Origin of the sequence: Streptomyces sp. NPDC059679, from assembly GCF_042734105.1 — a bacterium.
Taxonomy (GTDB): Bacteria; Actinomycetota; Actinomycetes; order Streptomycetales; family Streptomycetaceae; genus Streptomyces.
This window is the reverse complement of sequence record NZ_JBHWES010000020.1, coordinates 116,171-141,673: the sequence shown is the minus strand read 5'-3', so window position 1 is coordinate 141,673 and position 25,503 is coordinate 116,171. Positions and strand designations below refer to the sequence as shown.

Genomic DNA, 25,503 nt, shown 5'->3' with positions numbered 1-25,503 from the left:
CCCATGGCCGCACAAGGCGTGTACGTCTACGGCGTCGTCCGCGCCTCCCACCCGGTGCCGCCCGGCCATCCGGGTGTGGGCGCGGACCCGGCCCCGGTCCGTACGCTCCGCGCCGGAGAGCTGGCCGCCGTGGTCAGCGACGCCCCGCCCGGCCTGCGCGCCAAGCGGCGCGACCTCCTCGCGCACCAGGACCTGGCGCTGGCGCTGGCGGCGGACGGCCCGGTGCTGCCCATGCGCTTCGGGATGGTCGCCCCCGACGAGGCGTCGGTGCGGGGCCAGTTGACCGCCTCCGAGCGTGCGTATCTCACCACGCTCGACCGTCTGGACGGCCGGATCGAGATGAACCTCAAGGCCATGCCGGTCCAGGCCGGACTGCCCGCGCTGGTCCGGGAGAACCCCGAGGTGGCCCGCGCGCGCGCCGCCGCCCGCCGGTCCCCGGGGTACGAGGCCAGCGTGCGGCTCGGCGAGGCCGTGGCGCGGGGGCTGTCCGGCCGGGCCGCCGCCGCGTCGGCCGCGGTGGTCGCCGAGCTGTCCGCGGTGGCGGTGGAACAGGTGCGGGGGCCGGAGGTGCCGGGGTGCGTGCTCAACGTCTCCTTCCTCCTCGACCGGTGTGCCGAGGACCGGTTCCGGACCGTGGTGGAGCGCTTCGCGGCGGCCCACGGCAGCCATGTCGAGCTGCGCCTCACCGGGCCGCTGCCCTGCTACAGCTTTGTGGACCCCGCCCCGGGCACCCCCCGGCGTAACCCCGTCCCGAGTGGAGCGTGACATGGGCTTGCTGAGCGGGCTCGTCCTCCTCCCCATGGCGCCAGTCCGGGGCGTGATCTGGATCGCGGACTGCCTGGTGGACGCCGCGGAGCACGAGCTGCACGACCCGGCGGTCCTGCGCACCAGGCTCGCCGAGCTGAACGAGGACCTGGACGCGGGGGTGATCAGCCCCGAGGAGTTCGAGCGACAAGAGGACCGACTGCTGGACCTGTTGGAGCGGTCGGTCCCGTCCCTGCCCGTGAGGCACCGGTGAGGCGGCCGTGATTGATCCCGAGCTGACGGGCAGGACCCCCCTGGGCACGGCCCCGCCCACCGCCAACCTCGCCGAGATCCTGGAACGGGTGCTCGACAAGGGCATCGTCATCGCCGGCGACATCAAGATCGACCTGCTGGACATCGAACTGCTCACCATCCGGCTCCGGTTGTTCGTGTCGTCGGTCGACACCGCCCGCAGGGCCGGAATCGACTGGTGGGAGACCGATCCGGCGCTCTCCTCCCGCGCCGCGCGCGACGCCCTCGCCGAGGAGAACGCACAGTTGCGCAGGCGCCTGGAGGCGCTGGAATCCGGCGGCGACGTGGGGGAGCTGAGCCCCGTCGGCGGTGAGGAAAGGAGGGACGGATGACGTCCGAGCAGCACAACGAGCAGTCCCCCCAACGGCCCCCCGAGCGGTCCCGCGAGCGAACCCCCGAGCGGCCCCGCGAGCAGACACCCGGTCAGCTCCCCACTGTCACCTACGCCTTCGCCGTCTGCCGACGGTGTGACCCCGCCGCCCTGGCCGGGCTCCCGGGGCTCGACGACGCCGCCCCGGTCCGTACGCTCGCCGCGGGCCCCCTCACCGCCGTGGTCCAGGACGTGTCCGCCGTCGACTTCGCGGAGGACGCCCTGCGGCAAAGGCTCACCGACCGCGACGAGCTGGAGCGCTGCGCCCGCGCCCACCATGAGGTGATCATGGCCGCGTCGGCTGTCACACCGACCGTGCCGCTGCCCTTCGCCACGCTCTATCTCGGCGACGCACGGGCCCGCGCCGCCCTGCGCGAGAAGGAGGAGTCCTTCCTCGCCGCCCTCGGCCGGTTCACCGGCCGCGTCGAGTGGGGGGTGAAGGTCTACACCGCCCCCGCGCCCCCGGCCTCCTCCCCCGCCCCGCCATCCGGCACCGCGCCCGGCGGCGCGGCGGGCAACGGCCGGGCCTATCTCGACCGCGTACGCAGTCGGCACCAGGTCCGCGAGCAGCATCAGAACAATGCGCTCCAGGCCGCGGAGCGGGTGGACGCGGTGGTACGCGGACTCGCCGTGGCCGCCCGGCGGCTGCGCCCGCACGGGGTCGAGGTCACCGGGGCGCACCGCACCCACGTACTCAACGCCGCCTACCTGATCGACAGCGCCCGCGAGAGCGAACTGCGCGCCGCGCTGGAAGCCCTGCGTCGGGAGGAGACGGCCGTCCAGATCGAGCTCTCGGGCCCGTGGGCCCCGTACTCCTTCGCCGACGGACCCGACGGGGGCGTCCCCCGATGACCACCGCCACCTGGGGAACCGCCCCCGCGGAAGCGTACGGACTGATCGGCGTGCCGCTGGTGGACCTGCTCGACCGGGTGCTGGCCACCGGGGTCGTCATCAGCGGCGACGTGGTCATCGCCATCGCCGAGGTGCCCCTCGTACGCCTCTCCCTGCACGCCCTGCTCTCCTCAGTCAACGAGCGCGTCCCCGCCCCCTGGACCGACGGCGGCCCGCTGTGACCGGCGGCGGCAGGCTCGACCTCGACGCCGACACGGTGGGCCGCGACCTGGTCGCCCTCGTCCTGACCGTCGTCGAACTCCTCCGACAGCTGATGGAACGCCAGGCCCTGCGCCGGATCGACGCCGGCGGACTCGGCGACGAGCAGATCGAGCGCATCGGCACCACGCTGATGCTCCTGGACCAGCGCATGGCGGAGCTGTGCGCCCAGCACGGCCTGCGCCCCGAAGACCTCAACCTGGACCTCGGCCCGCTGGGCACACTGCTCCCCCGGGACTGAATCACCGCAGGGACTGAATCACTGCACGATCATGAACTTGTTGCCATCCGGGTCACGGAAGCTGAACATCGGCGGCACGGGGTCGCCCCATCGCTGGACCTCCTCGTCTGCGTCGACACCGCGGTCCCGCAGCGCGGCATGGTCGGCGTCGATGTCCTCACTGGTCAGAATGATGCCGGTCTCGACGCCCGGCGACTGCCCCTCCATCGGCAGGACCAGCGAGATCGCGGCCGCGCCGCCGACCGGCGCCACCTCGATCCAGCGGTGGCCGTCGCCAAAGGGGACGTCCGCGCGCTTCTCGAAGCCGAGCGTGCCGACGTAGAAGTCCAGCGCCCGGTCCTGGTCGGACACCGGCACGGCCACCCTGCCCAGCTCGGTGATGCGGGTGCCCTTGGTGCTGTCGGTCATGATGATCTCCCTGGGGAATGGTTCTGCCTGTAGGACCGCCCGCCCCGAGGAAACTCATCGTCTCCCCCGCGAGGAGTTTCCTTGACCTTCAAGCCGCATGAAGCTCAACAATCGCGCCCATGAACGACACGGATGACACGCATGGCACGAACGACACACATGACACGGACGACATGGTCGGCGACGACGCCGCCGAGGGCCTGCTGAGCATCGGCGCCTTCGCCCGGCGGGTGGGGCTGGCGCCGAGCGCACTGCGGTTCTATGACGACTGCGCGGTGCTGCGGCCCGCCCACGTTGACACGGCGACCGGCTACCGCTACTACGCCGAGACACAGCAGCCGCGCGCCGCGCTGCTGCGCCGGCTACGGGAGGCCGAGCTGCCGCTGGTCGATGCGGCGGCCGTGCTGGACGGGCCGTACGAGGACGCCCGCGAGGTGCTGCGGGGACATCTGGGCCGGACGAGGGAGTCGGCCGCGGCGGCCCGCGCGGCGCTCGAGGAGATCCTGCGCACGCTGCCCGGGGGCACGCGCCGCGCCGAGGTCCTCGTCGGTGGGGCCGAGCTGGCGGGCGCGGTGCGGCAGGTGGGCTCGGCGGTGGCGGCGGGCGCGGCCCGGAAGGAGTTCCCGGTGCTCGGCCGCGTACTGGTCGAGATCGACGGCGAGGAGATCCGGCTGGTGGCCACGGACCGCTACCGGCTGGCCGTACGAGCGCTCCGGCCGCTGTCGATCGCGGGCGAGCCGTGCGAACTGCTGCTGGACATCGACGAGTTGACGGAGACGGCGGCCTGGGCCCGGCGGCTGCCCGAGATCGCCGTCGAGGTCGAGGGGCGGCAGGCCCGAGTACGGGGCGGCGGCGAGCGCCGGAAGTTGGCGGGCTCCGACGAGGTGTTCCCCGCGTACCGGATGGTGCTGGACGACCTCGGGGCCGCCCGGCACCGGGTGATCGCCAACTGGGGCGGGCTACGGCGGGCCGTCGCGGACCGCCTGGACGCCGGCCACCGGGCGATCACTCTCACCACCACCGGGGACGACCTCCTGATCTCGCCGGAGGGACCAGAGGGGCCGGAGGGGCTGGAGGGGCTGGAGGGGCTGGACGCGACCACGCTGCGCGCGATCTGCACAGGGCCACCACTGCGGATCGCCTTCGACCCCGGCGCCCTGCTGCCGGCGCTCGACGCGAGCGTCGGGCCCGATGTGCTGCTGGAGATCGCGTCCGAGGCCCGGCCCGTCGTCGTCCGCTCCGCCGACCAGGGGAGCTTCACCACCCTGGTCATGCCGGTCCGCGGCACGACCGCCACCACCTAGAAAGGGCCGAATGACCGTGGATCTCGAGAACCCCGTCGTCCGCCTGTGCGTCCAGGGCATGACCGCCGAGGCCGAAGGCAGGAACGAGGACGCCCGCGCCCTGTTCCAACGGGCCTGGGACAGGGCCGCCGACGACTACGAGGCCTGCGTGGCAGCCCACTACCTCGCCCGCCACCAGCCGACCCCCGAGGAGACGCTGCACTGGAACCAGCAGTGCCTGGACCGCGCCGACGCGGTGGGCGACGACCGCGTCCGAGGCTTCCACGCCTCCCTGCACCTGAACATGTTCACGGCGTACCGGGCGCTCGGCGAGCCCGGCAAGGCCGGCGAACACCTCGCCCTGGCCGCCGCCCGCGTCGACGACGTACCGGAAGGCCCGTACGGCGAAGGGATCCGCTCCGCCATCGCGGAGGCGCTGCGCGCGGCCGGGGCGTCGTCCGGGCTCTGAGCGGCCGTGAAATATCCGCTGGACCGGCCCGACCATCGATGCAAACATATTCGATATGCAGAATAGTCATGCATCTCTAGCGTCCCTTGGTGCCTCCGCCCCGCCGGCCTGGCCGCGCGGCTTCCACGCCTATACCGGCCACGGCGGCATCCGCGACAGCGGCGACGACATCTCGATCATCGCCTCGGACCGGCCCGCCGTCAGCGCCGCGATGTTCACCCTCAGCCGCTTCGCGGGCCCGGCCGTGGTGCTCAGCCGCCGGCATGCCGCCGGACGGCGGCTGCGGGCGGTGGTCACCCTGGCCCAGAACGCCAATGTGGCCACCGGCAAGGAAGGGGAGCGGAACGCCGCCGAGGTGGTCGGGCGCGTCGCGGGGATTCTGGGGGTCGCGGAGAGCGAGGTGCTCATCGGCTCCACGGGGGTGATCGGGCGCCCGTTGCCGATGGACGCCATCCGTACGCATCTGGACCAGCCGTATCTCGCCCAGGGCGCCGCCGTCTTCGACGCCGGGACCGAACGGGTGGCCCGGGCGATGATGACCACCGACACCCGGCCCAAGATCAGTGCGCGCTCGGTCGGGGCGGCCCGGATCGTCGGCGTCGCCAAGGGGGTTGGGATGCTGGAGCCCAATATGGCCACGATGCTGACCTATCTCTTCACCGACGCGACCATCGCGCCCGATGCGCTGGACGCCGCGCTGCGCGGGGCGGTGGACCGCAGCTTCAACTGTCTGAGCGTGGACACCGACACCTCGACCTCCGACACGGTGGCCGTGCTCGCCAACGGTGCGGCGGGGCCGGTCGACCAGGTCGAGTTCGCCGCCGCGCTCGCCGAGGTGTGTCTGGATCTGACCCTGCAGATGGCCGTGGACGGGGAGGGCGCCACCAAGCTGCTCCGCGTCACCGTCGACGGGGCCGGGGACCGCGCGCAGGCCAAGCGGGTCGCGAAGAGCGTGGTGAACTCGCCGCTGGTCAAGACGGCCGTGCATGGGGCGGACCCCAACTGGGGGCGGGTCCTGATGGCGATCGGCAAGAACACCGACGACACCGATATCGAACCGGCCAAGGTGAGCGTGCGCTTCGGCGGCATCGAGGTCTACCCCGAGGAGCCCGAGGCGGACACCCTGGATCGGCTCACCGAACTCATGCGGCGGAGCGAGGTCGACATCTCGGTCTCCCTGGGCCTCGGCGAGGCCGCCGCCACCGTCTACGGCTGCGATCTGTCGGCGGGCTACGTACGCGTCAACGCCGACTACACGTCCTGACGCGAGGCTTCGCAGCCCCAAAGCGGCCGGCCCGGCGCGCTCTCTTCGAGCGCGCCGGGCCGGGCTCCGCTGCCCCTCACCCCCACGAAGGGGCAGTGGCCTGGTGGTGGTTCGGTGGCTTCTTACGCCGTGGGGGCTTACTCCGTGGCTATGGCGTTCAGCACGTTCATCCGGCCCGCCCGGAAGGCCGGGAGCAGGGCGGCGACCAGGCCCACCACGGCCGAGCCGATGAAGACCGTGATGATCGTCGGCCACGGGATCTCAAGGGTCTTCAGACCCTCGAGCGCCAGCAGCTTCTGCGCCGTCGCACCCCAGCCCATGCCGAGGCCGAGGCCCAGCAGGGCGCCGAACAGCGCGATCACGACCGACTCCAGGCGGATCATGCGGCGCAGCTGACGGCGCGACAGGCCGATGGCGCGCATCAGGCCGATCTCCCGGGTCCGCTCGACGACCGACAGCGCCAGGGTGTTCACCACGCCGAGGACGGCGACGATGATCGCGAGCGCCAGCAGACCGTAGACCAGGTTGAGCAGCTGCCCGATCTGATCCTTCATCATCTTCTTGTAGTCGGTCTGGTCCCGGACCTTGACCGACGGGTATTCGTCCAGCTGGGCCTTGAGGGAGGCGTAGGCCGCCTTCTCCTGGCCGTCCTTGGCGGCCGCGAGCATCATCGCGTTGACCGGCATCTCATCAGCCGGGATATAGCGCTCGGCGGTGGTGATGTTCAGGTACTTGGCGCCCTTGTTGAGCGAGGTGTCGTCCGAGGTGATGGCGGCGACCTTGAGCTTGGCCGGCGTCTTGCCGCCCACGAAGGTGACGGTGAGGATGTCGCCCTTCTTCACCTTGTGGTCCTTGGCGAAGTTCTCGGACACCGAGATGGCGTCCTTGCCGTAGGCGTCGGCGAGCGAGCCGTCGACGACGGGGGTGCGCAGATCGTCCGCGAACTTCGAGTCGGCGGCGACCAGGTTGTCGGTGCTGGTCTTGCCGTCGGGCGTGGTGATCTTGGTGTCGTTGAGGTTCTTGACGTCGGTGACGTGGTCCAGGCCCTTCGCCGCGTGCACCGCCTTCACGACGTCCCCGGTGATCGGCTTGCCGCCGTCCGACTGGACGATGAAGTCCGCGCCGACCGACTTGTCGAGCTCATCGCTGGCCGAGGCGACCATCGAGGAGCCGACCACCGACAGGCAGGCGACCAGCGCGAGGCCGATCATCAGCGCGGCGCCGGTGGCCCCGGTGCGCCGGGGGTTGCGCAGCGCGTTCCGCTCGGCCATGCGGCCGACCGGGCCGAAGATCCGCAGGATGACGGCGGCCAGCACCCGGACCACCAGGCCGGCCAGCAGCGGGCCGATGACGATGAAGCCGATCAGGGTCAGCAGCACGCCCAGGCCCAGGAGCATCGCCCCATCGGTCGCCTTGTCCGCGTTCGCCGCGGCGACCAGGGCCACCACGCCGGCCCCCGTGAGCAGCGCACCGATCGCGCCCCGGATCCGGCCGGCCTTGGCGTCCGCCGGGGTGCCCGCGTCCCGCAGGGCCGCCATCGGGGAGATCTTCCCGGCGCGGCGGGCGGGGATGTAGGCGGCGATCACGGTGACGACGATGCCGATGGTGAGGCCGATGATGGGCGTGGCCGGCTTGACCGTCAGCTGGTCGGTGCTGATGTTCAGGCCCTGGCTGCCCATGAACTTCATCAGCCCGATGGCCAGGCCGATACCGCCCAGGACGCCGAGCACCGAGCCGACGACGCCGAGCAGCAGCGCCTCGATGAGCACCGAGCGGTTGACCTGCTTGCGGCTGGAGCCGATGGCCCGCATCAGGCCGATCTCGCGGGTGCGCTGGGCGACCAGCATCGAGAAGGTGTTGACGATGAGGAAGATGCCGACCAGCACGGCGATCCCGGCGAAGCCGAGCATCGCGTACTTCATGATGTCGAGGAACGAGCCGATGTCGTCCTTGCCCTCCTCGGCGGACTCGTCCTTCGTCTGCACCTTGTAGTCGCCGCCGATGGCCGCGACCACGTTCTTCTTCAGCTGGTCGTTGCTGATGCCGGGCTGGGCGGTCAGCGCGAAGCTGGTGTACGCGTCGGGACGGCCGAGCAGCTTGCTCTGCGCGGTGGCGGTGTCCGTGTAGACGATGGTGGCGCCGGGGTTGGTCACCTTGAAGGTCGTCAGACCGACGATCTTGGCGCGGAACTCGCCGGGCACGGCGATGAGCCGCAGCTCGTCACCGATCTTCAGGTGCTTGTTCTTGGCCGTGTCGGCGTCGAGCATCACCTCGGTGGGGCCGCGCGGCTCATGGCCGGAGGTGAGGTCCACCGCCAGCAGCTCGGTCGGGTCCCAGTTGGTGGCGACGGTCGGGGCGCCGGACTTCGGGCCGATGTCGTCGTTGTTCTTGTCGACGACGGTGACGGTCTCGGTGCTGATCTCACCGGCCACCGACTTGACGCCCTGGACCTTCTTCAGCTCGGCGAGCCGCGTCCCGGGCACCGTCTCGATCTTGCCGGTCTGGGGGCCGTTGTTGCTGCCGCCCTCCTCCTTCGGCTTGACCGAGACATCGGAGCTGGTGCTCGCGAAGAGCTGGTCGAAGGTGGCATTGGTGGTGTCGGTGAAGACGAGCGTGCCGCAGACGAAGGCCACCGACAGCAGGACGGCGATGGCCGACAGCGCCATGCGTCCCTTGTGCGCGAAGAAGTTGCGCATCGAGGTCTTGAGGACGGTCATGACACCCGCCCGCGCGCATCGAAGCTCTTCATCCGCTCCAGCACCAGCTCGGCGGTGGGGTTGTACATCTCGTCGACGATCCGGCCGTCGGCCAGATACAGCACCCGGTTGGCGTACGCGGCGGCGACCGGGTCATGGGTGACCATCACGATGGTCTGGCCCAGCTCGTCCACCGAGCGCCGCAGGAAGCCCAGCACCTCGGCGCCGGCCCGGGAGTCCAGGTTTCCGGTGGGCTCGTCACCGAAGATGATCTCGGGGCGGGCGGCGAGGGCGCGCGCCACGGCGACGCGCTGCTGCTGACCGCCGGAGAGCTGGTTCGGCCGGTGCTTGAGCCGCTCGGCCAGCCCCACCGTCTCCACCACCCGGTCCAGCCAGGCGCGGTCCGGCTTACGGCCCGCGATGTCCATGGGCAGCGTGATGTTCTCGATCGCGTTGAGCGTGGGGAGGAGGTTGAACGCCTGGAAGATAAAGCCGATCCGGTCGCGGCGCAGCTGGGTGAGCTTCTTGTCCTTGAGCCCCGTGATCTCCGTCTCGTCGATGAAGATCTGACCGGAGGTCACGGTGTCGAGGCCGGCGAGGCAGTGCATGAGGGTCGACTTGCCGGAGCCCGACGGGCCCATGATCGCGGTGAACTGCCCGCGAGCTATGTCGACGTCCACATGGTCCAGCGCGACCACACGGGTCTCGCCGGAGCCGTACGCCTTGACGACCTGGCGCGCGCGGGCGGCAACAGCCGTATGTCCTCCACTGCCCCCGGTCTTGGGAATCGATACAGCGGTTGTCACGGTGACTCTCCTATGTCGTCTTCTGCTTCTACTGCGCGTCGTGCCGCGAGCCGGGGTCCTCCGCCCGCGTACCTCAAGGGTGATCCAGGCGTGGGGGGTGTCGCGATGGTGCCTGGCTCCGTATCGATGGGGGTGCTAGCCCTACCCTCTCGGTCAGGTCGGCCATAGTTACCCTAGAAGCGCCGCAGGTCCCCTTCCTCCTCCGCCAGTACGAACCCCGAGTAGGAGGAACGGGTGGATGACCCCTAAGGGGAATGAGACCTCAGGCGTACCCCGTCTCGGGGTCCAGACTGCACCCTGACGTTACGGAAGGATCAAGTCCGCTGTTCCAGGGGGTGGACGCCCGCTTCCCTTCCCCCGATCCCTCATGGAATCGTGGGTATTACAACGGACTTGGCGACCGAGCCCCGGACCCGGCTCGGCCGGCGGAGGGAGCGCACACGGTGGGCGGCACCGCACGGAGGCGGACGGACGCGGACACCGGACCACCCACCCCCGAGACGGCCCTCTCACCCCCGATCCGCCGCCGCCCCGTCGCCGCCGCGCTGATGCTCGGCATGGCGCTCGCCGCGCTCGACTCCACCGTCATCTCCACCGCGATCCCCCAGATCGTGGGCGACCTCGGCGGTTTCTCCGTCTTCTCCTGGCTGTTCTCCGGCTATCTGCTCGCCGTCACGGTCAGCCTGCCGGTCTACGGCAAGATCTCCGACACCTTCGGCCGCAAGCCCGTCCTGCTCTTCGGGATCGTGCTCTTCCTGGTGGGCTCGCTGCTGTGCGCGGGCGCCTGGAACATGGGCTCCCTCATCGCCTTCCGCGTCGTCCAGGGCCTCGGCGGCGGCGCGCTGCAGGGCACCGTACAGGTCATCGCCGCCGACCTCTACCCGCTCGAGGAGCGCCCCAAGATCCAGGCCAGGCTCTCCTCCGTATGGGCCCTGTCCGCCGTGGCGGGCCCGGTCATCGGCGGCCTGCTCGCCGGCTACACCGACTGGCGCTGGATCTTCCTGATCAACCTGCCGGTCGGCGCCGTGGCGCTGCTGCTGATCGTCCGCCATCTGCACGAGCCGAACCGCGACGGGGGACGCGGCGCCGGCGTGGACTGGGCCGGCGCGCTCGCGATCTTCGCGACCGGCGGACTGCTGCTGACCGCCCTCGTACAGGGCGGAGTGGCCTGGGCCTGGCTGTCCGCGCCCTCACTCGCGCTGTTGGCGGGCAGCGCGGCATGCGCGGCCGCGACCGTGTTCATCGAGCGCCGCGCCGCCGAACCGATCATTCCGGGCTGGGTCTGGCGCCGCCGTACGATCTCGGCCGTCAACCTCGCGCTCGGCGCGCTGGGCCTGCTGATGATCGCCCCCACCGTCTTCCTGCCCACCTACGGCCAGTCGGTCCTGGGACTCGGCCCGATCGCGGCCGGATTCGTCCTGTCGGCCATGACACTCAGCTGGCCGATATCGGCCGCGCTGAGCAGCCGCGTCTACAACCGGATCGGCTTCCGGCGCTGTGCCATCACCGGTATCGCGTTCGCCGCGCTGGTCCTGCTCGCCTTCCCGCTGCTCCCCTACCCCGGCGCGAACCCGGACGCGGCCTGGCAGCCCGCGCTGATCATGCTGGCGCTCGGCGCGGCCCTCGGCCTCTTCCAGCTACCGCTGATCATCTGGGTCCAGTCCTCCGTCCGCTGGGCCGAACGCGGCACCGCGACCGCCTCGATCCTCTTCTGCCGGCTGGTCGGCCAGTGCGTGGGAGCGGCGGTGTTCGGCGCCGTCGCCAACGCCACCCTGGCCGCCCGCCTCGACGAGGCACCCCCCGCCATCCGCACCGGTCTGCCCGACGACCTCGACGGGGTCTCCCGCGCGCTGGAGCACCCCGCCACGCTCACCGACCAGGCCGCCGACTACCTGCGGCGCGCGGTCGACACCGCCGTCGACCACGTCTACGTCGGCTCGGCGGGCGCCGCCGTACTGGCCCTGCTGGCGCTGCTGTTCCTCGCCCCGCGCCGCACGGCCACCGGCCCGGACGGGAAGCTGGGCGCGGCGGGTGCCGGAGGCACCGAAGGCCGGGACGGGACGGAAGGCGCCGACGAGCAGGCGCGGACGGCCGGATAGCGGGGTGGCGGGGGGCGGGCTCCCCGGTCAGGCCGGGGTCGGCCGGGAAGGCTGGGCCGCCCGGCAAGCCGACTACGCCTCCGGCCGCGGCGGGGAGCCCGCGTCCTCGGCGACCGGCCGGCCCGTCAGCGCGGCCAGGCTGCCCCGTACGTGTTCCAGATGCGACTTCAGCTCTTCGCGCCGCTCGACATGCTCGCGCAGCGTCCGCTCCGTCTCCCGCTCCAGGCGCTCCTCCCGCGCCCGCGCCTGCGCGATGATCTCCGCCGCCTGCGCCTGGGCGTCCTCCTGCCGCAGCCGCGCCGCCTGTTCGGCCATCGCGTACTCCCGCTTGGCCTCGGCGAGCTTCAGCTGCACGCGCTCCTCCAGCTGGGCGACCCCGGCGGCCATCGCGGCCTCCCGCTCGGCGATCTCCCGGCCCGCCGCCTCCCACCGCTCGCCGTGGTCCCGCTCCTGCTCGGCCAGGACGGCGGCGCTGCGCTGCCGCGTCTCCTTCAGCGCCGACAGGGCTTCGGTCCGCCACTCCTTGGCGTCCTGGCGCGAGGCGGCGCGCAGTTCGTCGACATCCGCCTGGGCCGACTCCAGCGTCGAGCGCGCGGAGGCCTCGGCGACGGCCCGGGTCCGCTCGGCCTCCTCGCGGGCGGCCTGCTCGACCGTACGGGCCGCGGCCCGCGCGGCGTCCCACAGCTCCTGCGCCGACGCCTCGGCGCGCGCCCGCAGGCTCGTGGCCTCCTCTTCGGACGCGAACAGGATCAGCCGGGCGCGGTCGCCCAGGGATTCATACGTTTGGGGGGCCAGCTGGGCGACCGCCTCGCGCAGCTGCTCCGCCTCGGCGGTGAGTTCATTGCTGAGCACCGTGAGCCGCGCGGCGCGCTCCCACGCCGCGTCGCGCGCGTCGGACAACTCCGCCAGAGTGCGGTCGACTTGCTCGGGCCGGTAGCCGCGGCCCCGTCCGCCGATGGTGAAACCTTGACGTGACACCGATGCGCCCATCCTTGGAACCCCTTTTGTCCGGCATGCAACCGCTCCGGCGCACATCTTTATAGATCGCGGCTAATCGCACATAACGCGACACTCCGCCCATCTTCGTCGGCCGGGGATGTCATGCCCTCCCCTGACGTCGCTGCCGCCGTCGACACCGGATCCGGACAACACAACGACGAGGCGCCCGCCCCCGTCACGGGGGTCGGGCGCCTCGGTCCTGATGTTCTGCCGCTGTTCGCCTCAGAAGTCGCTCAGAGCAGACCGTCCCACATCTGCTCCAGCAGCACCGACCACCAGGTGTCCGGCGAGGACAGCGCCGCCGGGTCCAGGCAGGCCAGCTGCGCCTGGAAGTCGACCGTCCAGCGGCCGGCCTGCTCCGGTGTCAGCCCGTACCGCAGCCGCCACATCCGGCCCAGCAGGGCCAGACAGCGGACGAAGTCCGGCAGCGAGGAGTTGACGAACTGCGGCGGTACGGGCGCACCACCGGGACCCGCCTCCGCCGGCACCGCGACGATATGCGCCGTGCCGTACTGCACACACAGCTGACGGCCGAAGTCATTGCCCATGACCAGGTACGAACCCGCGTCCGACGCGGGCTGCACCCCGCGCTCGGCGGCCAGCTCGGCGAGCGTGGGCACCGGGCGGCCTTGCTGGGCCTGCGCCCAGAAGAACGGCCCGAAGTCCATCGGCAGCCCCGCCATGACCAGCGTCTGCGCGACCACGTCCGGCACGCCCATACGCGACACCGCGCGCTGGTCGAAGCGGAAGATGCCCTGCGGACCGAACGACTGGATCAGCTCCTGCGCGAGCACCTCCGGCGGCACCGGAGCCACCCGCTGCACCTGGCTGGGGTGCGGCAGCGGCACCCGGTTCGGGGCCGGACGGGCCGGGCCGTCCGCCACCTGGTGCAACTCGCCCTGGTGCTCGATGAGGTGGCGTACGCCCTGCTGGCGGGTCGCGTGATCACGCCCGTACGCCGCCGTGTGGCTGATCCGCACCTGGGGCCAGGTTTCCTTGATCATGCGCGCGCAGTAGCCGCCGGGCAGATCGCAGGACTCCAGCTCGGTGTGCAGCTCGAGCACTTGGTGCGGCGGGACGTTCATCACGCGTAGCTCGTGCAGGATCTGCCACTCGGGATGCGGGGTGCCGGGCGCGGAACGGCGGATGAGCTGCTGCTCGGAGCCGTCCTGCGCGCGGTAGCGCAGCACCGCCATATAGCCGGGGCCGACGGTCGGCTGGCTGGACGGCGGCGCGGGGTAGGCGTATCCGCCACCGGGCGGCGGCATGCCGGGGCCGGGCATACCGGGCGGGGGCGTCCCCGGGCCGGGCATACCGGGCGGAGGCGTACCGCCGGCGAGCATCGTCGCGGCGGCGTGCACCCCGCCGGAGCCGCTGGGGCCGCCGGGGTACCCGGGGCCGGGCGGCGGAGGCGGCGTCTGCGCACCACCGGGGCCGGGCACACCCGGCTGCCCCGGGGCTCCGGGAGCGCCGGGGGCACCGGGAGCGCCGGGGGGACCGGGCGGCTGCGGACCACCCGGGACCGGCATACCTGGCATACCGGGCGCACCCGGACCACCGGCAAGCATCGTCGCCGCCGCATGCACCCCACCCGGAGCACCAGGAACACCAGGCGGAGGCGTCGCGCCTGGAGCCCCAGGCGGGCCGGGGAAGTTGCCGGCCGGGCCCGGCGGAGGCGGCGTCTGGCCGCCCACGACCCCGGGCACACCGGGAGCGCCGGGGGGGCCGGGCGGACCGGGCGGCTGCGCACCCGACACACCGGGCTGACCCGGCGCACCGGGAGTACCGGGAGCGCCGGGGGGACCGGGCGGCTGCGGACCACCCGGGACCGGCATACCCGGCATACCGGGCGCACCCGGACCACCGGCAAGCATCGTCGCCGCCGCATGCACCCCACCGGGAGCACCAGGAACACCAGGCGGAGGCGTCGCACCCGGCTGACCAGGAGCACCCGGTGCGCCCGGAGCCCCAGGCGCGCCCGGCGGAGGCGTCGCGCCCGCGCCCGGGACGCCCGGCGCCGGCGGCGGGGGCGGCGCCTGCGGACCGCCCGGGCCAACGCCCGGACCGCCAAGGCTCTCGGAGTCGAGCGCCGAGACCAGTTGGGTCGGTACGTACCCCCCGGCCGGGGCGCCCGGAGCGCCGGGGCCGGACGGCGGCGGAGGCGGAGTGTGCGCACCCGGCGCCGAGCCCGCGCCGGGAGCGCCAGGCACGCCAGGCGCGCCGGGCGGCGGCGGGACCGACGGGCCGACGGGCGGCGCACCAGGCGGCACCGGAGGCGCGCCCGGGCCCGCGGGCGGCGCACCGGTGGGCGGCGGCATGTCCAGGGCCGGCGCGATGGCCGTGGGCGGCAGGGCGCTGCCCGCCGACAGCAACTCGGTCTTGGCGTCCGGCCGCACGCCCGGCACCGGGGTGTCCTCGTCGTCGGAGCCCGCGAGCGGCGGGGCGAAGACCGTGACGGGCGGGGCGACCGAGCGGTCGTTGTCGTCGCTCCCGGAGTTGGTGTCGGCACCGGCCCACGGCGTACCGCCGGCCGGTGTCGCCGGGGGGACAGGGGCGGGGTCGGCGGGGCCCGGAGGCGCCGCGGGGGCGGCCCAGGGGCTTCCGGGCCCGGGCCCGGTGCCGTGCTGCCCGCCGCGTGACGCGTCGTCCGAGGGCTGCGCGCCCGCGTCCGGCGCGCCCGCCGGGGCGCTGGGCGTGAACGGACCGGAACCGGCCGCGCCGGCGCCCGGCCAGCCGTCCTCCCTGCGCTCGGCCGAACCGTCGGCCGCGGCCCCGGACGCCCCGGAACCGCCGCCATGGCCACCGGACGCCGTGGCCGACACCGGCCAGTCGTCCACCGGTTCCGGCTCACGGCCGTCCGAACCGCCCACCGCGGACGCCCCGGCTCCGGAACCCATCGCACCAGAACTCGCCGCCCCGGACCCCGGCCAGTCATCCGTACCCGATTCGCGGTCCGCGGGCCCGCCCGAAGCGCCCGCCCCCGAACCGCCGCCATACGAACCGGACGCGGCCGAGGACCGCGCCCCCGGCCAGTCGTCCACCGCTGCCGACGGCTCGCCCGCAGCGGAACCGCCCGCCGAGGACGCAGCCGCGCCGGAGCCCGCTCCCGCACCGGAGGCCCCAGCACCGGAGGGCCCCGTGCCCGAGCCCGCCCCGGAAGCACCGCCGCCCCCGTCACCACCGCTGCCGCCGCTACCACCGCCCGACCGCTGGTCGGGGATGCCGCGCGCGTCCGCCGCCTCCTGTAGCCAGTCCGGCGGCGTCAGCAGGAAGGACGTCGCGTTCAAGTCGATGCGCTGCGGCCGCGCGCCCGTGCTCTCCTGGCCCCCGCCGGAGGCCCCGTACTCCTCCTCGTACCGGCGGATGACCTCACCCACCGGCAGCGCCGGCCACAAGGTCGTGTCCCCGCTGTCGCGGGCGATGACCAGCCGGGTGCCCTCGGAGGGCCCGTCCGAGACCGGTCCGTCGGCGCGGTCCTCGGCCCAGGCCACAAAGCCCAGGTCGAACTCCCGCACCCGCACCTCGCGCTGCTGATACGCGGGCACATCGCCGTTGATCCACAGCTCCGCGCGCTCCTGCGCCTGTGCGAAGGTCACCATCGCGCTCACCCCTCCACCGGGACGGCGTACGCGAAGCCGCCCTCCACCATCAGGTTGGCCACGGTCTCCAACTCCGGCGGGTTGCCCGCGAGCCGCAGCAGGAACGCGTCGAAGTCGTCCCCGCACGGGAGCATCAGGTGCTCGACCCGGTCCTGCACCGTCCAGCCGTCGCGGTCCCGCGCATCGTCGTACGCGCAGAACCACACCGAGCCGATCGCGTCACCCTTCACCTTCACCGCGATCACCCCGCCCTGTACGAAGCCCACCCCGAGGAAGTCCTTGGTGAAGTGGTCGCGCAGGCATTTGTTCATATACACCAGGTCGTTGACCGCGGCCTCGTCGCGCACCGTGAAGAACGGCTGGTCGACGAGGAGGCCGAGCTCCGGGTCCAGCGCCGCTCCGACGGGTGCGCAGCCGCCCGCGGCCTTGAGGAAGGCCCGGTACGCGCCGGGCAGCCGGTAGCCCAGATCCTCCTCGACACCGAGCACCTGTTCCTCGGTGACCGAAATGCCGCGCTTGGGCAGTCCGAAGTGCACCGGCCGGGTCTCCTGCAGCGGCCGGGTGCCACGCTTGTCCTGGTCGACGGCGGCCGTCGCGAGCCCGCCGTGGTGCCGCAGCAGCGCCTTCACCTCCACCGGGATCAGCTCCAGGCGGCGGGTGCCGACGACGTGGTGCCAGGTCCAGCCGTGCGGGGTGGCCACGCTCGACGAGCCGTCCCACAGGTCGTGGTCGACGGCGTGCAGCGCGGCGTTGGCGGAGACGAAGTCCGTCAGCCGCAGCTCGTCGACGCCGAACCCCTCGGGCGGCTCGGCTATTTCGGCCGCCGCGCGCGCATAGGGCGTAAAGTCCGGATAGCCGTTTTCGTCCACCCGGACGCCCTTGGGGTGCCGGGCGGCCCTCACCGGGTCCGGGAAGTGCACGACCTGCCCGGCGTAGGCCGTGTTCGGTGGCGCGGCATGCTGCCCGAGCCGACCTGTCGTCATGGCGGATGCCCCCTGCTGCTGCTGGCTGGTACGGACAGACTATGCGGTACCGCGACCCCGGACCCCGGCACGCCCGACCGCGCCCGACCGACCCCCGACGCCGGGCACCCTGCCGACCCGCCGCCCGGCCCGCACCGTCCACCCCCGGACTTTCGCACCACGCGCCACATTTGGCAGGCTGATCTTCGCAACCGGGGGATTGCGCGGGGATTGCGCGCGGATTGCGCAGGGAGGGAACGGGAGGGAACGCAGGAGATGCACACCACGCCAAGCGAGCGCGACAGCGCCGCAGCCGGCCAGAGCAACGGCGCCGCGCCCGGCCAGAGCGACCCACGGCTCAGCTGGAGCGACACCGACGGCGCGGCCGGACCGCCGCCGCTCCTCCACCGCCGCGACGGCATCCTGCCGACCGTCGCCGCCGCGCTCTCCGTCCGCGGCGACACCCTCACCAGCACCGCGAGCAAAGGCGACCAGCCGCCCCCGCTGCACCCCCTGGTCCAGGACTTCCTGGACACCCTCACCAGCGCCCAGCGCGAGCGGTTCACCGGCCGCTGCCCCGAGGCGATCCTGCTGTCCCGCCATCTGACCAGCGTCGAGGCCAACCGCTCCAAGCGCGCCGCCCGTAAGCCGCTCACCCACGGCGAGGCCCGCCGCGCCTTCAAACACGCCAAGATCACCACCCGCCGGATCCGTGAGGCCGGCGACCCCCGGCACGGCAGCTACGCCCCGCCCTGCCGCTCCTGCGTACCGCTGCTGGCCCATTTCGGCGTACGGACCGTCGGACACACGAACGGGCCCGAGGCCGAAGCCGCGGCCGGCCCGGTCAGGGGCTGACCTTGGACACCTCCAGACGGGTACGCGCCATGGACACCACCCGCTTCTCCGTCCCCGTCGACGCCGCCCTGCGCGAGGCGGGCTGGCAGCCGGGGCGCCGGGACATCCACCAGGCCGAATACTGGGCGGACACCCTGCGCGCCCACACCTCCCCCGCCGGGCATATGCACGCCGTCTTCCCGGCGGCCGTCGAGGCGTGGGCGGAGTTCGGCGGGCTGCGTGTCATCCCGCCGGGCGCCGGGCGGCATATCGCCCCGACCCCCTTTCATATCGACCCGCTGCACGGCCTGCATCTGGCCCGCACGCTGGGCGACCTGGGGCGGGCGCTGGACACGGCGCTCAGCCCGCTGGGCGAGGAGGCGGGCGGACAGGCACTATTGACGATCGACGCGGAGGGGCGGGTGTACAGCCTGGACCACACCGGGGACTGGTACCTGGGCGCGGACATCGACGCGGCGCTGACGGCGCTGGTGACGGGGGTCCAGCCGCATCGACTGCCGCGCGGGTAGCGACTCTGGGGAATCACCTACTCTTTCGAGCCAATTTCGAGCAGAGATGAATCGGCCGCGGCGGCCGTACGGTCTGCGGCGGTACGGTCGGCAGCCGTACGGTCTGCGGCGGTACGGTCCGTGGCCGTACGGTCCGGAATGACCGCCGAGACCCGGAAGCCGCCCGACTCCGTGGCCCCCGACACAAAACCGCCCCCGAGCGTCGTCACCCGCTCCTTCATCCCCAGCAGGCCATTGCCGCCACTCGGCAGCCCCGCGTCCGCCGCGCCCCGCTCCGAGGGCCCGTTCTCCACCAGCACCGCGACCTCCGACGGGCGATGGGCGAGCCGGACCCGCGCCTTCGCGCCCGGCGCATGCTTATGGACGTTGGTCAGGGCCTCCTGCACCACGCGGTACGCGGTCTGCTCCACCCGGGGCGCATAGCCGCGCTCCTCCCCCTCCACCGACAGCTCCACGACCATCCCGGCCGCCCGCGACTGCCCGACCAGCGTCTCCAGCTCCGCCAGCCGCGGCCCGCCCACGATGTCCGCCGCCCCGGCCGACCCCGCGGCCCCGGCCGTACGAGCACCGCCCGCACCCTCCGCACCGCTCGCACCCGCGGCCCCTGCGGCCTCCGCCGCGGCCGACGCGGCCGCGGCCACCGCCGCCAGCGGCACCGGCTCGTCGTCCCCGCGCCCGTCGGCCGGGGCCGGGGCCCGCTGACCGACGTCCTCGGAACGCAGCACGCCCAGCATCTGCCGCAGCTCGGTCAGCGCCTGGCGGCCCATGTCGCCGACCAGCGCCGCGTTCTTCGCGGCCTTCTCCGGATCCTTGAGGGCGACCGCCTGCAGGGCCGCCGCGTGCACCACCATCAGACTCACCCGGTGCGCCACCACGTCATGCATCTCCCGCGCGATACGGGTGCGCTCCTCGTTACGGGCCCACTCGGCCCGCTCCTCCGCCCGGTCCGCCAGCAGCGACAGCTCGCGCTCCAGACCGTCCGCCCGCTCCCGCAGGCTCTCCACGAGCCGGCGCCTGGCCCTGACGTACAGCCCGAGCAGGATGGGCGGCGCGGTGAGACCCAGGGACATCACCACCGCGAACAGCGGAACCATCCACACGGTGGGCTCCGCCGGGCCCCTGCCGTGGTGCATGTCCTCCTGGAACCGGATGGTCGAGATGATCAGCGTGCCCACGCCCGACATCCCGGCGAGCACGGCCGTGATCCGGCGCGGCACCTCCGAGGCGGCCAGGGTGTAGAGGCCCACGATGCTGAGCATCAGCCCCATCTCCGCCGGGGTGACCGCGATCGATATGAGCACCACGGCGATCGCCCAGCGCCGCCGCAGCAGCAGCGTCGCGCCGACGACCAGCCCCATCGCCACCCCGACGGCGACCGGGATATGCGCGTCATGAGCGAAGGCGACGCCCTCCGCGGCACACTCGACCGCCGACATGACCGCGAGGGTGATGTCCAGCACCATGCTCCGCCGCCGCGGCCACCACCACGGCCCAGCGGGCGCGCCTCGCGCACCCGCTGTCTCGACGTCCCCCATTTCCCCCGTCGCAGTCATACCGACCAGACTACGGCCGGGCGCGGGAGGTTCACCCCGGGACACGGCCGGGCGAACCGCCAGAACCCGGCAGACGCTTGCAGGGGCCGCCCCGTGACCCACCCGGCGCAGAGCGCGGAGCTCTACCGTCGCGTCGAGGGGGCTTGGTACGGCATAGTGGTGGGGGCCAAGTCGACAGCCTCCAGAAGCTGTCCGATTTGACCATTTTGCTATCCCCTGTGGTGTAATCGGCAGCACAGCAGCCTTTGGAGCTGTTTGTCAAGGTTCGAGTCCTTGCAGGGGAGCTCAAGTTCGGGCCCTGACCGCCCACGTCAGGACCCACCCCCGTTCCCGCCCCGAAACCTCTCGGTATCCTGCGGTTGTCCACACCCGAGCCGAGCCCGAAGGGCACATCCGTGAGCGCCAACCGCCCGGCAGCCGTCGTCGTCCTCGCAGCGGGTGAGGGCACCCGCATGAAGTCGACGACCCCCAAGGTCCTGCATGCGATCTGCGGCCGGTCCCTCGTCGGGCATGTCGTCGCTGCCTCCCGCGAGCTGTCCCCCGAGAACCTGGTAGTCGTCGTCGGCCACGCCCGTGAGCAGGTCACCGCGCATCTCGCCGAGATCGACGCCGACGTACGCACCGCCGTGCAGCACGAACAGAACGGGACGGGGCACGCCGTCCGGATGGGCCTTGAGCATCTCACCGACAGCACCGACAGCGACGACAGCGGGGTCGCCCTGGACGGCACCGTGGTCGTCGTCTGCGGGGACACCCCCCTGCTGACCGGCGAGACCCTGGGCCGTCTCGCCGAGACCCACGCCTCCGAGGGCAACGCCGTCACCGTCCTGACCGCCGAGGTCCCCGACGCGACCGGCTACGGCCGGATCGTGCGCGAGGGGGCGAGCGGCGCGGTCACCGCGATCGTGGAGCACAAGGACGCGACCGACGCCCAGCGCGCGATCCGCGAGATCAACTCCGGGGTCTTCGCCTTCGACGCCCAGCTGCTGATCGACGCGCTGGGCAAGGTACGGACGGACAACAGCCAGGGTGAGGAATACCTCACCGATGTGCTGGGCATCCTGCGCGAGGCCGGGCACCGGGTCGGCGCCTGTGTGGCGGGCGACCACCGCGAGATCGTCGGGATCAACAACCGGGTACAGCTGGCCGAGGCGCGCCGGCTGCTCAACGACCGGCTGCTGACCCGGGCCATGCTCGACGGAGTGACCGTCGTCGACCCGGCCACGACCTGGGTGGACGCGACCGTCACCTTCGAGCCGGACGCCGTGGTGCACCCCGGCACCCAGCTGCTGGGCGCCACCCACCTCGCGGCGCACGCCGAGGTCGGCCCGAACTCCCGGCTCACCGACACCACCATCGGCGAGGGCGCGACCGCGAGCTTCACCGTCGCCGACGGCGCGGAGATCGGCGCGGGCGCGAGCGTCGGCCCGTACGCGTATCTGCGCCCCGGCACCCGGCTCGGCGCCAAGGCCAAGGCGGGTACGTACGTGGAGATGAAGAACGCCCGGATCGGCGAGGGCACCAAGGTGCCGCATCTCTCCTACGTCGGCGACGCGACGATCGGCGAGTACACCAACATCGGCGCCGCCAGCGTGTTCGTGAACTACGACGGCGTCAACAAGCACCACACCACCATCGGCAGCCACTGCCGCACCGGAGCGGACAACATGCTTGTGGCTCCGGTCACGATCGGGGACGGCGCCTACACCGCCGCCGGCTCGGTCATCACCAAGGATGTGCCCCCGGGCTCGCTCGCTGTCGCACGCGGCCAGCAGCGGAATATCGAGGGTTGGGTCGCCCGCAAGCGCCCCGGAAGCGCCGCCGCGAGGGCCGCCGAATCAGCCCGTCAGGAGGACGCGGGCGAGGGATGACCCGTGCACGGGTGCGCCATGCGGGGCGTACCGTGATAAGCGCATCAAAGTGACATCCAAGGAGACTTGCTGTGACCGGGATCAAGACGACCGGCGAGAAGAAGCTGATGCTCTTCTCCGGCCGCGCCCACCCCGAGCTGGCCGAGGAGGTCGCCCACGAGCTGGGCGTCAGCTTGGTCCCGACCAAGGCATTCGACTTCGCGAACGGCGAGATCTACGTCCGTTTCCAGGAGTCCGCACGTGGCGCCGACTGCTTTCTGATCCAGAGCCACACGGCTCCGATCAATAAGTGGATCATGGAGCAGATGATCATGCTCGATGCGCTCAAGCGGGCCTCCGCGCGCTCGATCACCGTGATCGTGCCGTTCTACGGCTATGCCCGCCAGGACAAGAAGCACCGCGGCCGCGAGCCCATCTCGGCCCGTCTGATCGCCGATATGTTCAAGACCGCGGGCGCCGACCGGATCCTCACGGTCGATCTGCACACCGACCAGATCCAGGGCTTCTTCGACGGCCCGGTCGACCACCTCTTCGCGCTGCCGGTGCTCGCGGACTACGTGGGCGCCAAGGTCGACCGTGCCAAGCTGACCGTGGTCTCCCCGGACGCGGGCCGGGTGCGCGTCGCCGACCGCTGGTGCGACCGGCTCGGCGCCCCGCTGGCGATCGTGCACAAGCGGCGCGACCCGGATGTGGCCAACCAGGTGACCGTCCACGAGGTCGTGGGTGATGTGCGGGGCCGGGTGTGTGTCCTGGTCGACGACATGATCGACACCGGTGGCACCATCTGCGCCGCGGCGGACGCGCTGTTCGCCAATGGCGCGGAGGACGTGATCGTGACGGCCACCCACGGTGTGCTGTCCGGACCGGCCGCGGACCGGCTGAAGAACTCGAAGGTGAGCGAGTTCGTCTTCACCAACACCCTGCCCACCCCGGGCGAGGCCGAGCTCGACAAGATCACTGTGCTGTCGATGGCGCCGACCATCGCCCGCGCGGTCCAGGAGGTCTTCGAGGACGGCTCGGTGACCAGCCTCTTCGAGGAGCACTGATGGCCACCGGCGACTTAGAAACCGGGACCCGCCGGCCGATCTGAGGCCACCCCACCAGGGGTGGCCTCAGCCATGTGCCGAGGCATGCACCCCAGGACGGTAGAATTGCCGGGTTGCTCGGCGAGGGAAGCTGTGTGCGGTGACGTACCCGGCTCGTCCGTTATCGACGCGCTCTTCGTAGAGATGGTCTGTCGTGGGCCGGGTGACGGCCGTCAGATCCGCTTTCAGCGGATACAGCGACATACAACGACTACGAGGAGTGCAGCCATGGCTGAGGTCAAGATTTCCGCCAAGTCCCGTACCGAGTTCGGCAAGGGCGCCGCCCGCCGTGCCCGCCGCGAGGGCCTGGTCCCGGGTGTGGTGTACGGCCACGGCACCGAGCCGGTCCACGTCAACCTGCCGGGCCACGACCTGATGCTCGCGCTCAAGACCCCGAACGTGCTGCTCAGCCTCGACGTCGACGGCAAGAAGGAACTCGTCATCCCCAAGGCGATCCAGCGCGACGCCATCAAGGGCTTCCTCAAGCACGTGGACCTGCTCCTGGTGAAGCGCGGCGAGAAGGTCACCGTCGAGGTGCGGGTCAACACCGAGGGCGAGCTGGCCCCCGGCGGCAACCTGCTCGAGCACCTGCTGAACGCGCTGCCGGTGGAGACCGAGGCCACCCACATCCCGGAGTCGGTCACCGTCTCCATCGCGGGCCTGGACGCCGGCCACTCCATCCTGGCCAAGGACATCACCCTGCCGGCCGGCACCACCCTGGCCGTGGAGGAGGACACCGTCGTACTGCAGGTCGTCGGCGCCCAGGCCGAGGCCCCGGCCGCCGAGGGTGAGGCCCAGGGCGAGGAGGCGTAACCAACGCCGAGCGGGCATTGACGCTTCAGCCCGAGGCGTCGATGCCCCACCCGAGGCGTTGACGCCTCCGCCCGATGCGTCGACGTCCCCGCTGCCCGTTCCGGCCGCTGTCCCGCCCCGTCCCCTCGTCCTGGGGCCGGGCCCGGGCGGCGGCCGGTGCTTCACTCCCCCGCCGCTTGAGGAGACACCCAGATGACGACGGACGAAGCGAGCCCCTGGCTCGTCGTGGGCCTCGGCAACCCCGGGCCCGAGTACGCGGCCAACCGCCACAACGTCGGCTTCATGGTGGCCGATCTGCTGGCCGACCGCATGGGCGGCCGGTTCAAGGCGCACAAGTCCCGCGCACAGGTCGTCGAGGGGCGCGTCGGTGCGCCGGGCCCGGCGAGCCGCCGGGTGATCGTCGCCAAGCCGATGTCGTTCATGAACCTCTCGGGCGGCCCCACCACCGCGCTGCGCGACTTCTACAAGGTGCCGGTCGGGCATGTCATCGCGATCCACGACGAACTGGACATCGACTACGGCGCGCTGCGGCTGAAGCTCGGCGGGGGTGACAATGGCCACAACGGCCTGAAGTCGATCACCAAGTCGCTGAGCCCCGACTACTTCCGTGTCCGCTTCGGGATCGGCCGGCCGCCCGGCCGGATGGATGTCGCGGCCTTCGTGCTCAAGGACTTTTCCGCCGCTGAGCGCAAGGAGTTGGACTATTTCGTGGACCGCGCCGCGGACGCCGTGGAGACGCTGATCGTCGACGGCCTGGAGCGCGCGCAGTCCACGTACAACTCCTGATCCCCGCCCGGGTAACCCTCCGCCGACGGTTGACCGGCGGGCTGGCATGTCGCGAGGATCGCGGCCATGTCTTCCTCGGGCACGATCAAGCGCAGCCGTTCACGGCGGGCGGGCGAGAACGCGTACGGGCTGCTGCTGCTCACGAAAATCGTAGTGATGGCGCTCCTCGCGCTGTTCGTCATCGTCGCGGGGGTGTGGTACTCGTGGGCGACCGCCAAGCCGGCGATGTTCAACAAGAGCCTTGAACGCGGCACGATCACGGTCGCCAGCTGCGACGACGACTGGTGCACGGGCGCCTTCACGCCCGCCGACGGTTCCGGCCACGCCCGTGCGAAGGTGCGGATCGACAAGGCGGTCACCGACGGCGAGGGCGACCGTCTGCTGGTGGCCCTCAAGCCCGGCTCGGACGAAGCCGTACGGACCGGCATGACCGGAATCCTGCACGCCTGGGTCCCCTTCGCGGGCTCCCTCCTGCTGGCCGCCCTCATGGTCGCGGGCGGTCTCCGCCTGCGCCGCACGGCCTGGGCCATGGGCCTCACCGGCGCGGCCCTCCTGGCCGCGTCCTTCGCCACGCTGACGTTCTGACGCCCCAGCGCGCCGGCCCGGGCCCGGAGGCATTTCCCCACCCGGCCGCTTCCCGACCCGGTCCATGTGCGGCTCCGCCGCGTG

General features: G+C 72.3%; 24 protein-coding genes and 1 tRNA gene. 18 read left to right on the top strand and 7 right to left on the bottom strand.

What is annotated here, in order from left to right; translation table 11 throughout:
* The first annotated feature begins 3 nt into the window (after nt 1-3).
* From ACFV2X_RS22520 to ACFV2X_RS22495, 6 genes are read left to right on the top strand one after another with little or no spacing between them, the layout of a single operon-like run.
* A complete protein-coding gene (locus tag ACFV2X_RS22520; protein ID WP_385619152.1) occupies nt 4-765 on the top strand; it encodes a GvpL/GvpF family gas vesicle protein in 762 nt (253 codons plus the stop codon).
* A 1-nt stretch (nt 766) separates the two neighbouring features.
* Nucleotides 767-1,018 (top strand): gas vesicle protein GvpG, encoded by a 252-nt coding sequence (locus ACFV2X_RS22515; RefSeq protein WP_385619150.1) that lies wholly within the window; start codon nt 767-769, stop codon nt 1,016-1,018.
* A gap of 7 nt (nt 1,019-1,025) precedes the next feature.
* Nucleotides 1,026-1,388 carry a gas vesicle protein gene (locus ACFV2X_RS22510; protein WP_385619147.1) on the top strand — a complete coding sequence of 121 codons (363 nt, stop codon included), beginning with the start codon at nt 1,026-1,028 and terminating at the stop codon, nt 1,386-1,388.
* The gene (locus ACFV2X_RS22505) at nt 1,385-2,278 is read left to right on the top strand and encodes a GvpL/GvpF family gas vesicle protein (RefSeq protein WP_385619145.1); all 894 of its coding nucleotides are present in this window, start codon (nt 1,385-1,387) and stop codon (nt 2,276-2,278) included. The genes ACFV2X_RS22510 and ACFV2X_RS22505 overlap by 4 nt, the downstream gene beginning before the upstream one ends.
* The gene (locus ACFV2X_RS22500; protein WP_385619144.1) at nt 2,275-2,499 is read left to right on the top strand and encodes a gas vesicle protein; all 225 of its coding nucleotides are present in this window, start codon (nt 2,275-2,277) and stop codon (nt 2,497-2,499) included. Before ACFV2X_RS22505 ends, ACFV2X_RS22500 begins: the two co-directional genes overlap by 4 nt.
* Nucleotides 2,496-2,777: a gas vesicle protein K gene (locus tag ACFV2X_RS22495; RefSeq protein WP_358645155.1), complete on the top strand. Its 282-nt coding sequence runs from the start codon at nt 2,496-2,498 to the stop codon at nt 2,775-2,777. The genes ACFV2X_RS22500 and ACFV2X_RS22495 overlap by 4 nt, the downstream gene beginning before the upstream one ends.
* A gap of 18 nt (nt 2,778-2,795) precedes the next feature.
* On the opposite strand, the gene ACFV2X_RS22490 is transcribed toward ACFV2X_RS22495, so the two are convergent.
* Complete coding sequence (locus ACFV2X_RS22490; RefSeq protein WP_385619141.1) at nt 2,796-3,185, bottom strand: VOC family protein; 390 nt, start codon at nt 3,183-3,185, stop codon at nt 2,796-2,798.
* Nucleotides 3,186-3,304: 119 nt separating this feature from the next.
* Between ACFV2X_RS22490 and ACFV2X_RS22485 the strand changes: the two genes are divergently transcribed.
* The 3 genes from ACFV2X_RS22485 to argJ are packed head-to-tail and all read left to right on the top strand — an operon-like array spanning nt 3,305 to nt 6,201.
* Nucleotides 3,305-4,489 (top strand): MerR family transcriptional regulator, encoded by a 1,185-nt coding sequence (locus ACFV2X_RS22485; RefSeq protein WP_385619138.1) that lies wholly within the window; start codon nt 3,305-3,307, stop codon nt 4,487-4,489.
* 10 nt (nt 4,490-4,499) lie between these two features.
* A complete protein-coding gene (locus ACFV2X_RS22480) occupies nt 4,500-4,937 on the top strand; it encodes a hypothetical protein (protein ID WP_385619135.1) in 438 nt (145 codons plus the stop codon).
* 55 nt (nt 4,938-4,992) lie between these two features.
* Nucleotides 4,993-6,201, top strand: coding sequence for a bifunctional glutamate N-acetyltransferase/amino-acid acetyltransferase ArgJ (gene argJ, locus ACFV2X_RS22475; RefSeq protein WP_385619132.1), 1,209 nt, complete (start codon nt 4,993-4,995; stop codon nt 6,199-6,201).
* Nucleotides 6,202-6,338: 137 nt separating this feature from the next.
* Here the strand turns inward: argJ and ACFV2X_RS22470 are convergent, their stop codons facing one another.
* Complete coding sequence (locus ACFV2X_RS22470; protein ID WP_385619129.1) at nt 6,339-8,918, bottom strand: ABC transporter permease; 2,580 nt, start codon at nt 8,916-8,918, stop codon at nt 6,339-6,341.
* Nucleotides 8,915-9,703: an ABC transporter ATP-binding protein gene (locus ACFV2X_RS22465; protein WP_385619126.1), complete on the bottom strand. Its 789-nt coding sequence runs from the start codon at nt 9,701-9,703 to the stop codon at nt 8,915-8,917. Before ACFV2X_RS22465 ends, ACFV2X_RS22470 begins: the two co-directional genes overlap by 4 nt.
* Before the next feature lie 548 nt (nt 9,704-10,251).
* Here ACFV2X_RS22465 and ACFV2X_RS22460 point away from each other — a divergent pair.
* Nucleotides 10,252-11,802, top strand: coding sequence for an MFS transporter (locus tag ACFV2X_RS22460; protein ID WP_385619209.1), 1,551 nt, complete (start codon nt 10,252-10,254; stop codon nt 11,800-11,802).
* Between the two features lie 72 nt (nt 11,803-11,874).
* Here ACFV2X_RS22460 and ACFV2X_RS22455 read toward each other — a convergent pair whose 3' ends face one another.
* The 3 genes from ACFV2X_RS22455 to ACFV2X_RS22445 all read right to left on the bottom strand — a co-directional run bounded on the left by ACFV2X_RS22455 (nt 11,875) and on the right by ACFV2X_RS22445 (nt 17,383).
* Entirely contained in the window at nt 11,875-12,792 is a 918-nt protein-coding gene (locus ACFV2X_RS22455) for a cellulose-binding protein (protein ID WP_385619124.1), read from the bottom strand.
* A 242-nt stretch (nt 12,793-13,034) separates the two neighbouring features.
* Nucleotides 13,035-16,400, bottom strand: coding sequence for an SUKH-4 family immunity protein (locus ACFV2X_RS22450; protein WP_385619122.1), 3,366 nt, complete (start codon nt 16,398-16,400; stop codon nt 13,035-13,037).
* A gap of 5 nt (nt 16,401-16,405) precedes the next feature.
* Nucleotides 16,406-17,383: an SMI1/KNR4 family protein gene (locus ACFV2X_RS22445; protein WP_385619119.1), complete on the bottom strand. Its 978-nt coding sequence runs from the start codon at nt 17,381-17,383 to the stop codon at nt 16,406-16,408.
* 255 nt (nt 17,384-17,638) lie between these two features.
* Between ACFV2X_RS22445 and ACFV2X_RS22440 the strand changes: the two genes are divergently transcribed.
* Both ACFV2X_RS22440 and ACFV2X_RS22435 read left to right on the top strand, forming a co-directional pair.
* Nucleotides 17,639-18,217: a YwqJ-related putative deaminase gene (locus tag ACFV2X_RS22440; RefSeq protein WP_385619116.1), complete on the top strand. Its 579-nt coding sequence runs from the start codon at nt 17,639-17,641 to the stop codon at nt 18,215-18,217.
* Nucleotides 18,218-18,246: 29 nt separating this feature from the next.
* A complete protein-coding gene (locus tag ACFV2X_RS22435; protein WP_385619207.1) occupies nt 18,247-18,726 on the top strand; it encodes an SUKH-3 domain-containing protein in 480 nt (159 codons plus the stop codon).
* 17 nt (nt 18,727-18,743) lie between these two features.
* Here ACFV2X_RS22435 and ACFV2X_RS22430 read toward each other — a convergent pair whose 3' ends face one another.
* Entirely contained in the window at nt 18,744-20,279 is a 1,536-nt protein-coding gene (locus ACFV2X_RS22430) for a sensor histidine kinase (protein WP_385619113.1), read from the bottom strand.
* A 212-nt stretch (nt 20,280-20,491) separates the two neighbouring features.
* On the opposite strand from ACFV2X_RS22430, the gene ACFV2X_RS22425 reads away from it, so the two are divergent.
* The 6 genes from ACFV2X_RS22425 to ACFV2X_RS22400 all read left to right on the top strand — a co-directional run bounded on the left by ACFV2X_RS22425 (nt 20,492) and on the right by ACFV2X_RS22400 (nt 25,419).
* Nucleotides 20,492-20,563 (top strand) — tRNA-Gln (locus ACFV2X_RS22425).
* Nucleotides 20,564-20,674: 111 nt separating this feature from the next.
* Nucleotides 20,675-22,150 carry a bifunctional UDP-N-acetylglucosamine diphosphorylase/glucosamine-1-phosphate N-acetyltransferase GlmU gene (gene glmU, locus ACFV2X_RS22420; protein ID WP_385619111.1) on the top strand — a complete coding sequence of 492 codons (1,476 nt, stop codon included), beginning with the start codon at nt 20,675-20,677 and terminating at the stop codon, nt 22,148-22,150.
* 71 nt (nt 22,151-22,221) lie between these two features.
* The gene (locus ACFV2X_RS22415; RefSeq protein WP_385619109.1) at nt 22,222-23,196 is read left to right on the top strand and encodes a ribose-phosphate diphosphokinase; all 975 of its coding nucleotides are present in this window, start codon (nt 22,222-22,224) and stop codon (nt 23,194-23,196) included.
* A gap of 267 nt (nt 23,197-23,463) precedes the next feature.
* Complete coding sequence (locus ACFV2X_RS22410) at nt 23,464-24,048, top strand: 50S ribosomal protein L25/general stress protein Ctc (RefSeq protein WP_385619107.1); 585 nt, start codon at nt 23,464-23,466, stop codon at nt 24,046-24,048.
* A gap of 192 nt (nt 24,049-24,240) precedes the next feature.
* Nucleotides 24,241-24,834, top strand: coding sequence for an aminoacyl-tRNA hydrolase (gene pth / locus ACFV2X_RS22405; protein WP_385619105.1), 594 nt, complete (start codon nt 24,241-24,243; stop codon nt 24,832-24,834).
* 66 nt (nt 24,835-24,900) lie between these two features.
* Nucleotides 24,901-25,419: a hypothetical protein gene (locus tag ACFV2X_RS22400; protein ID WP_385619103.1), complete on the top strand. Its 519-nt coding sequence runs from the start codon at nt 24,901-24,903 to the stop codon at nt 25,417-25,419.
* Nucleotides 25,420-25,503: the final 84 nt, after the last annotated feature.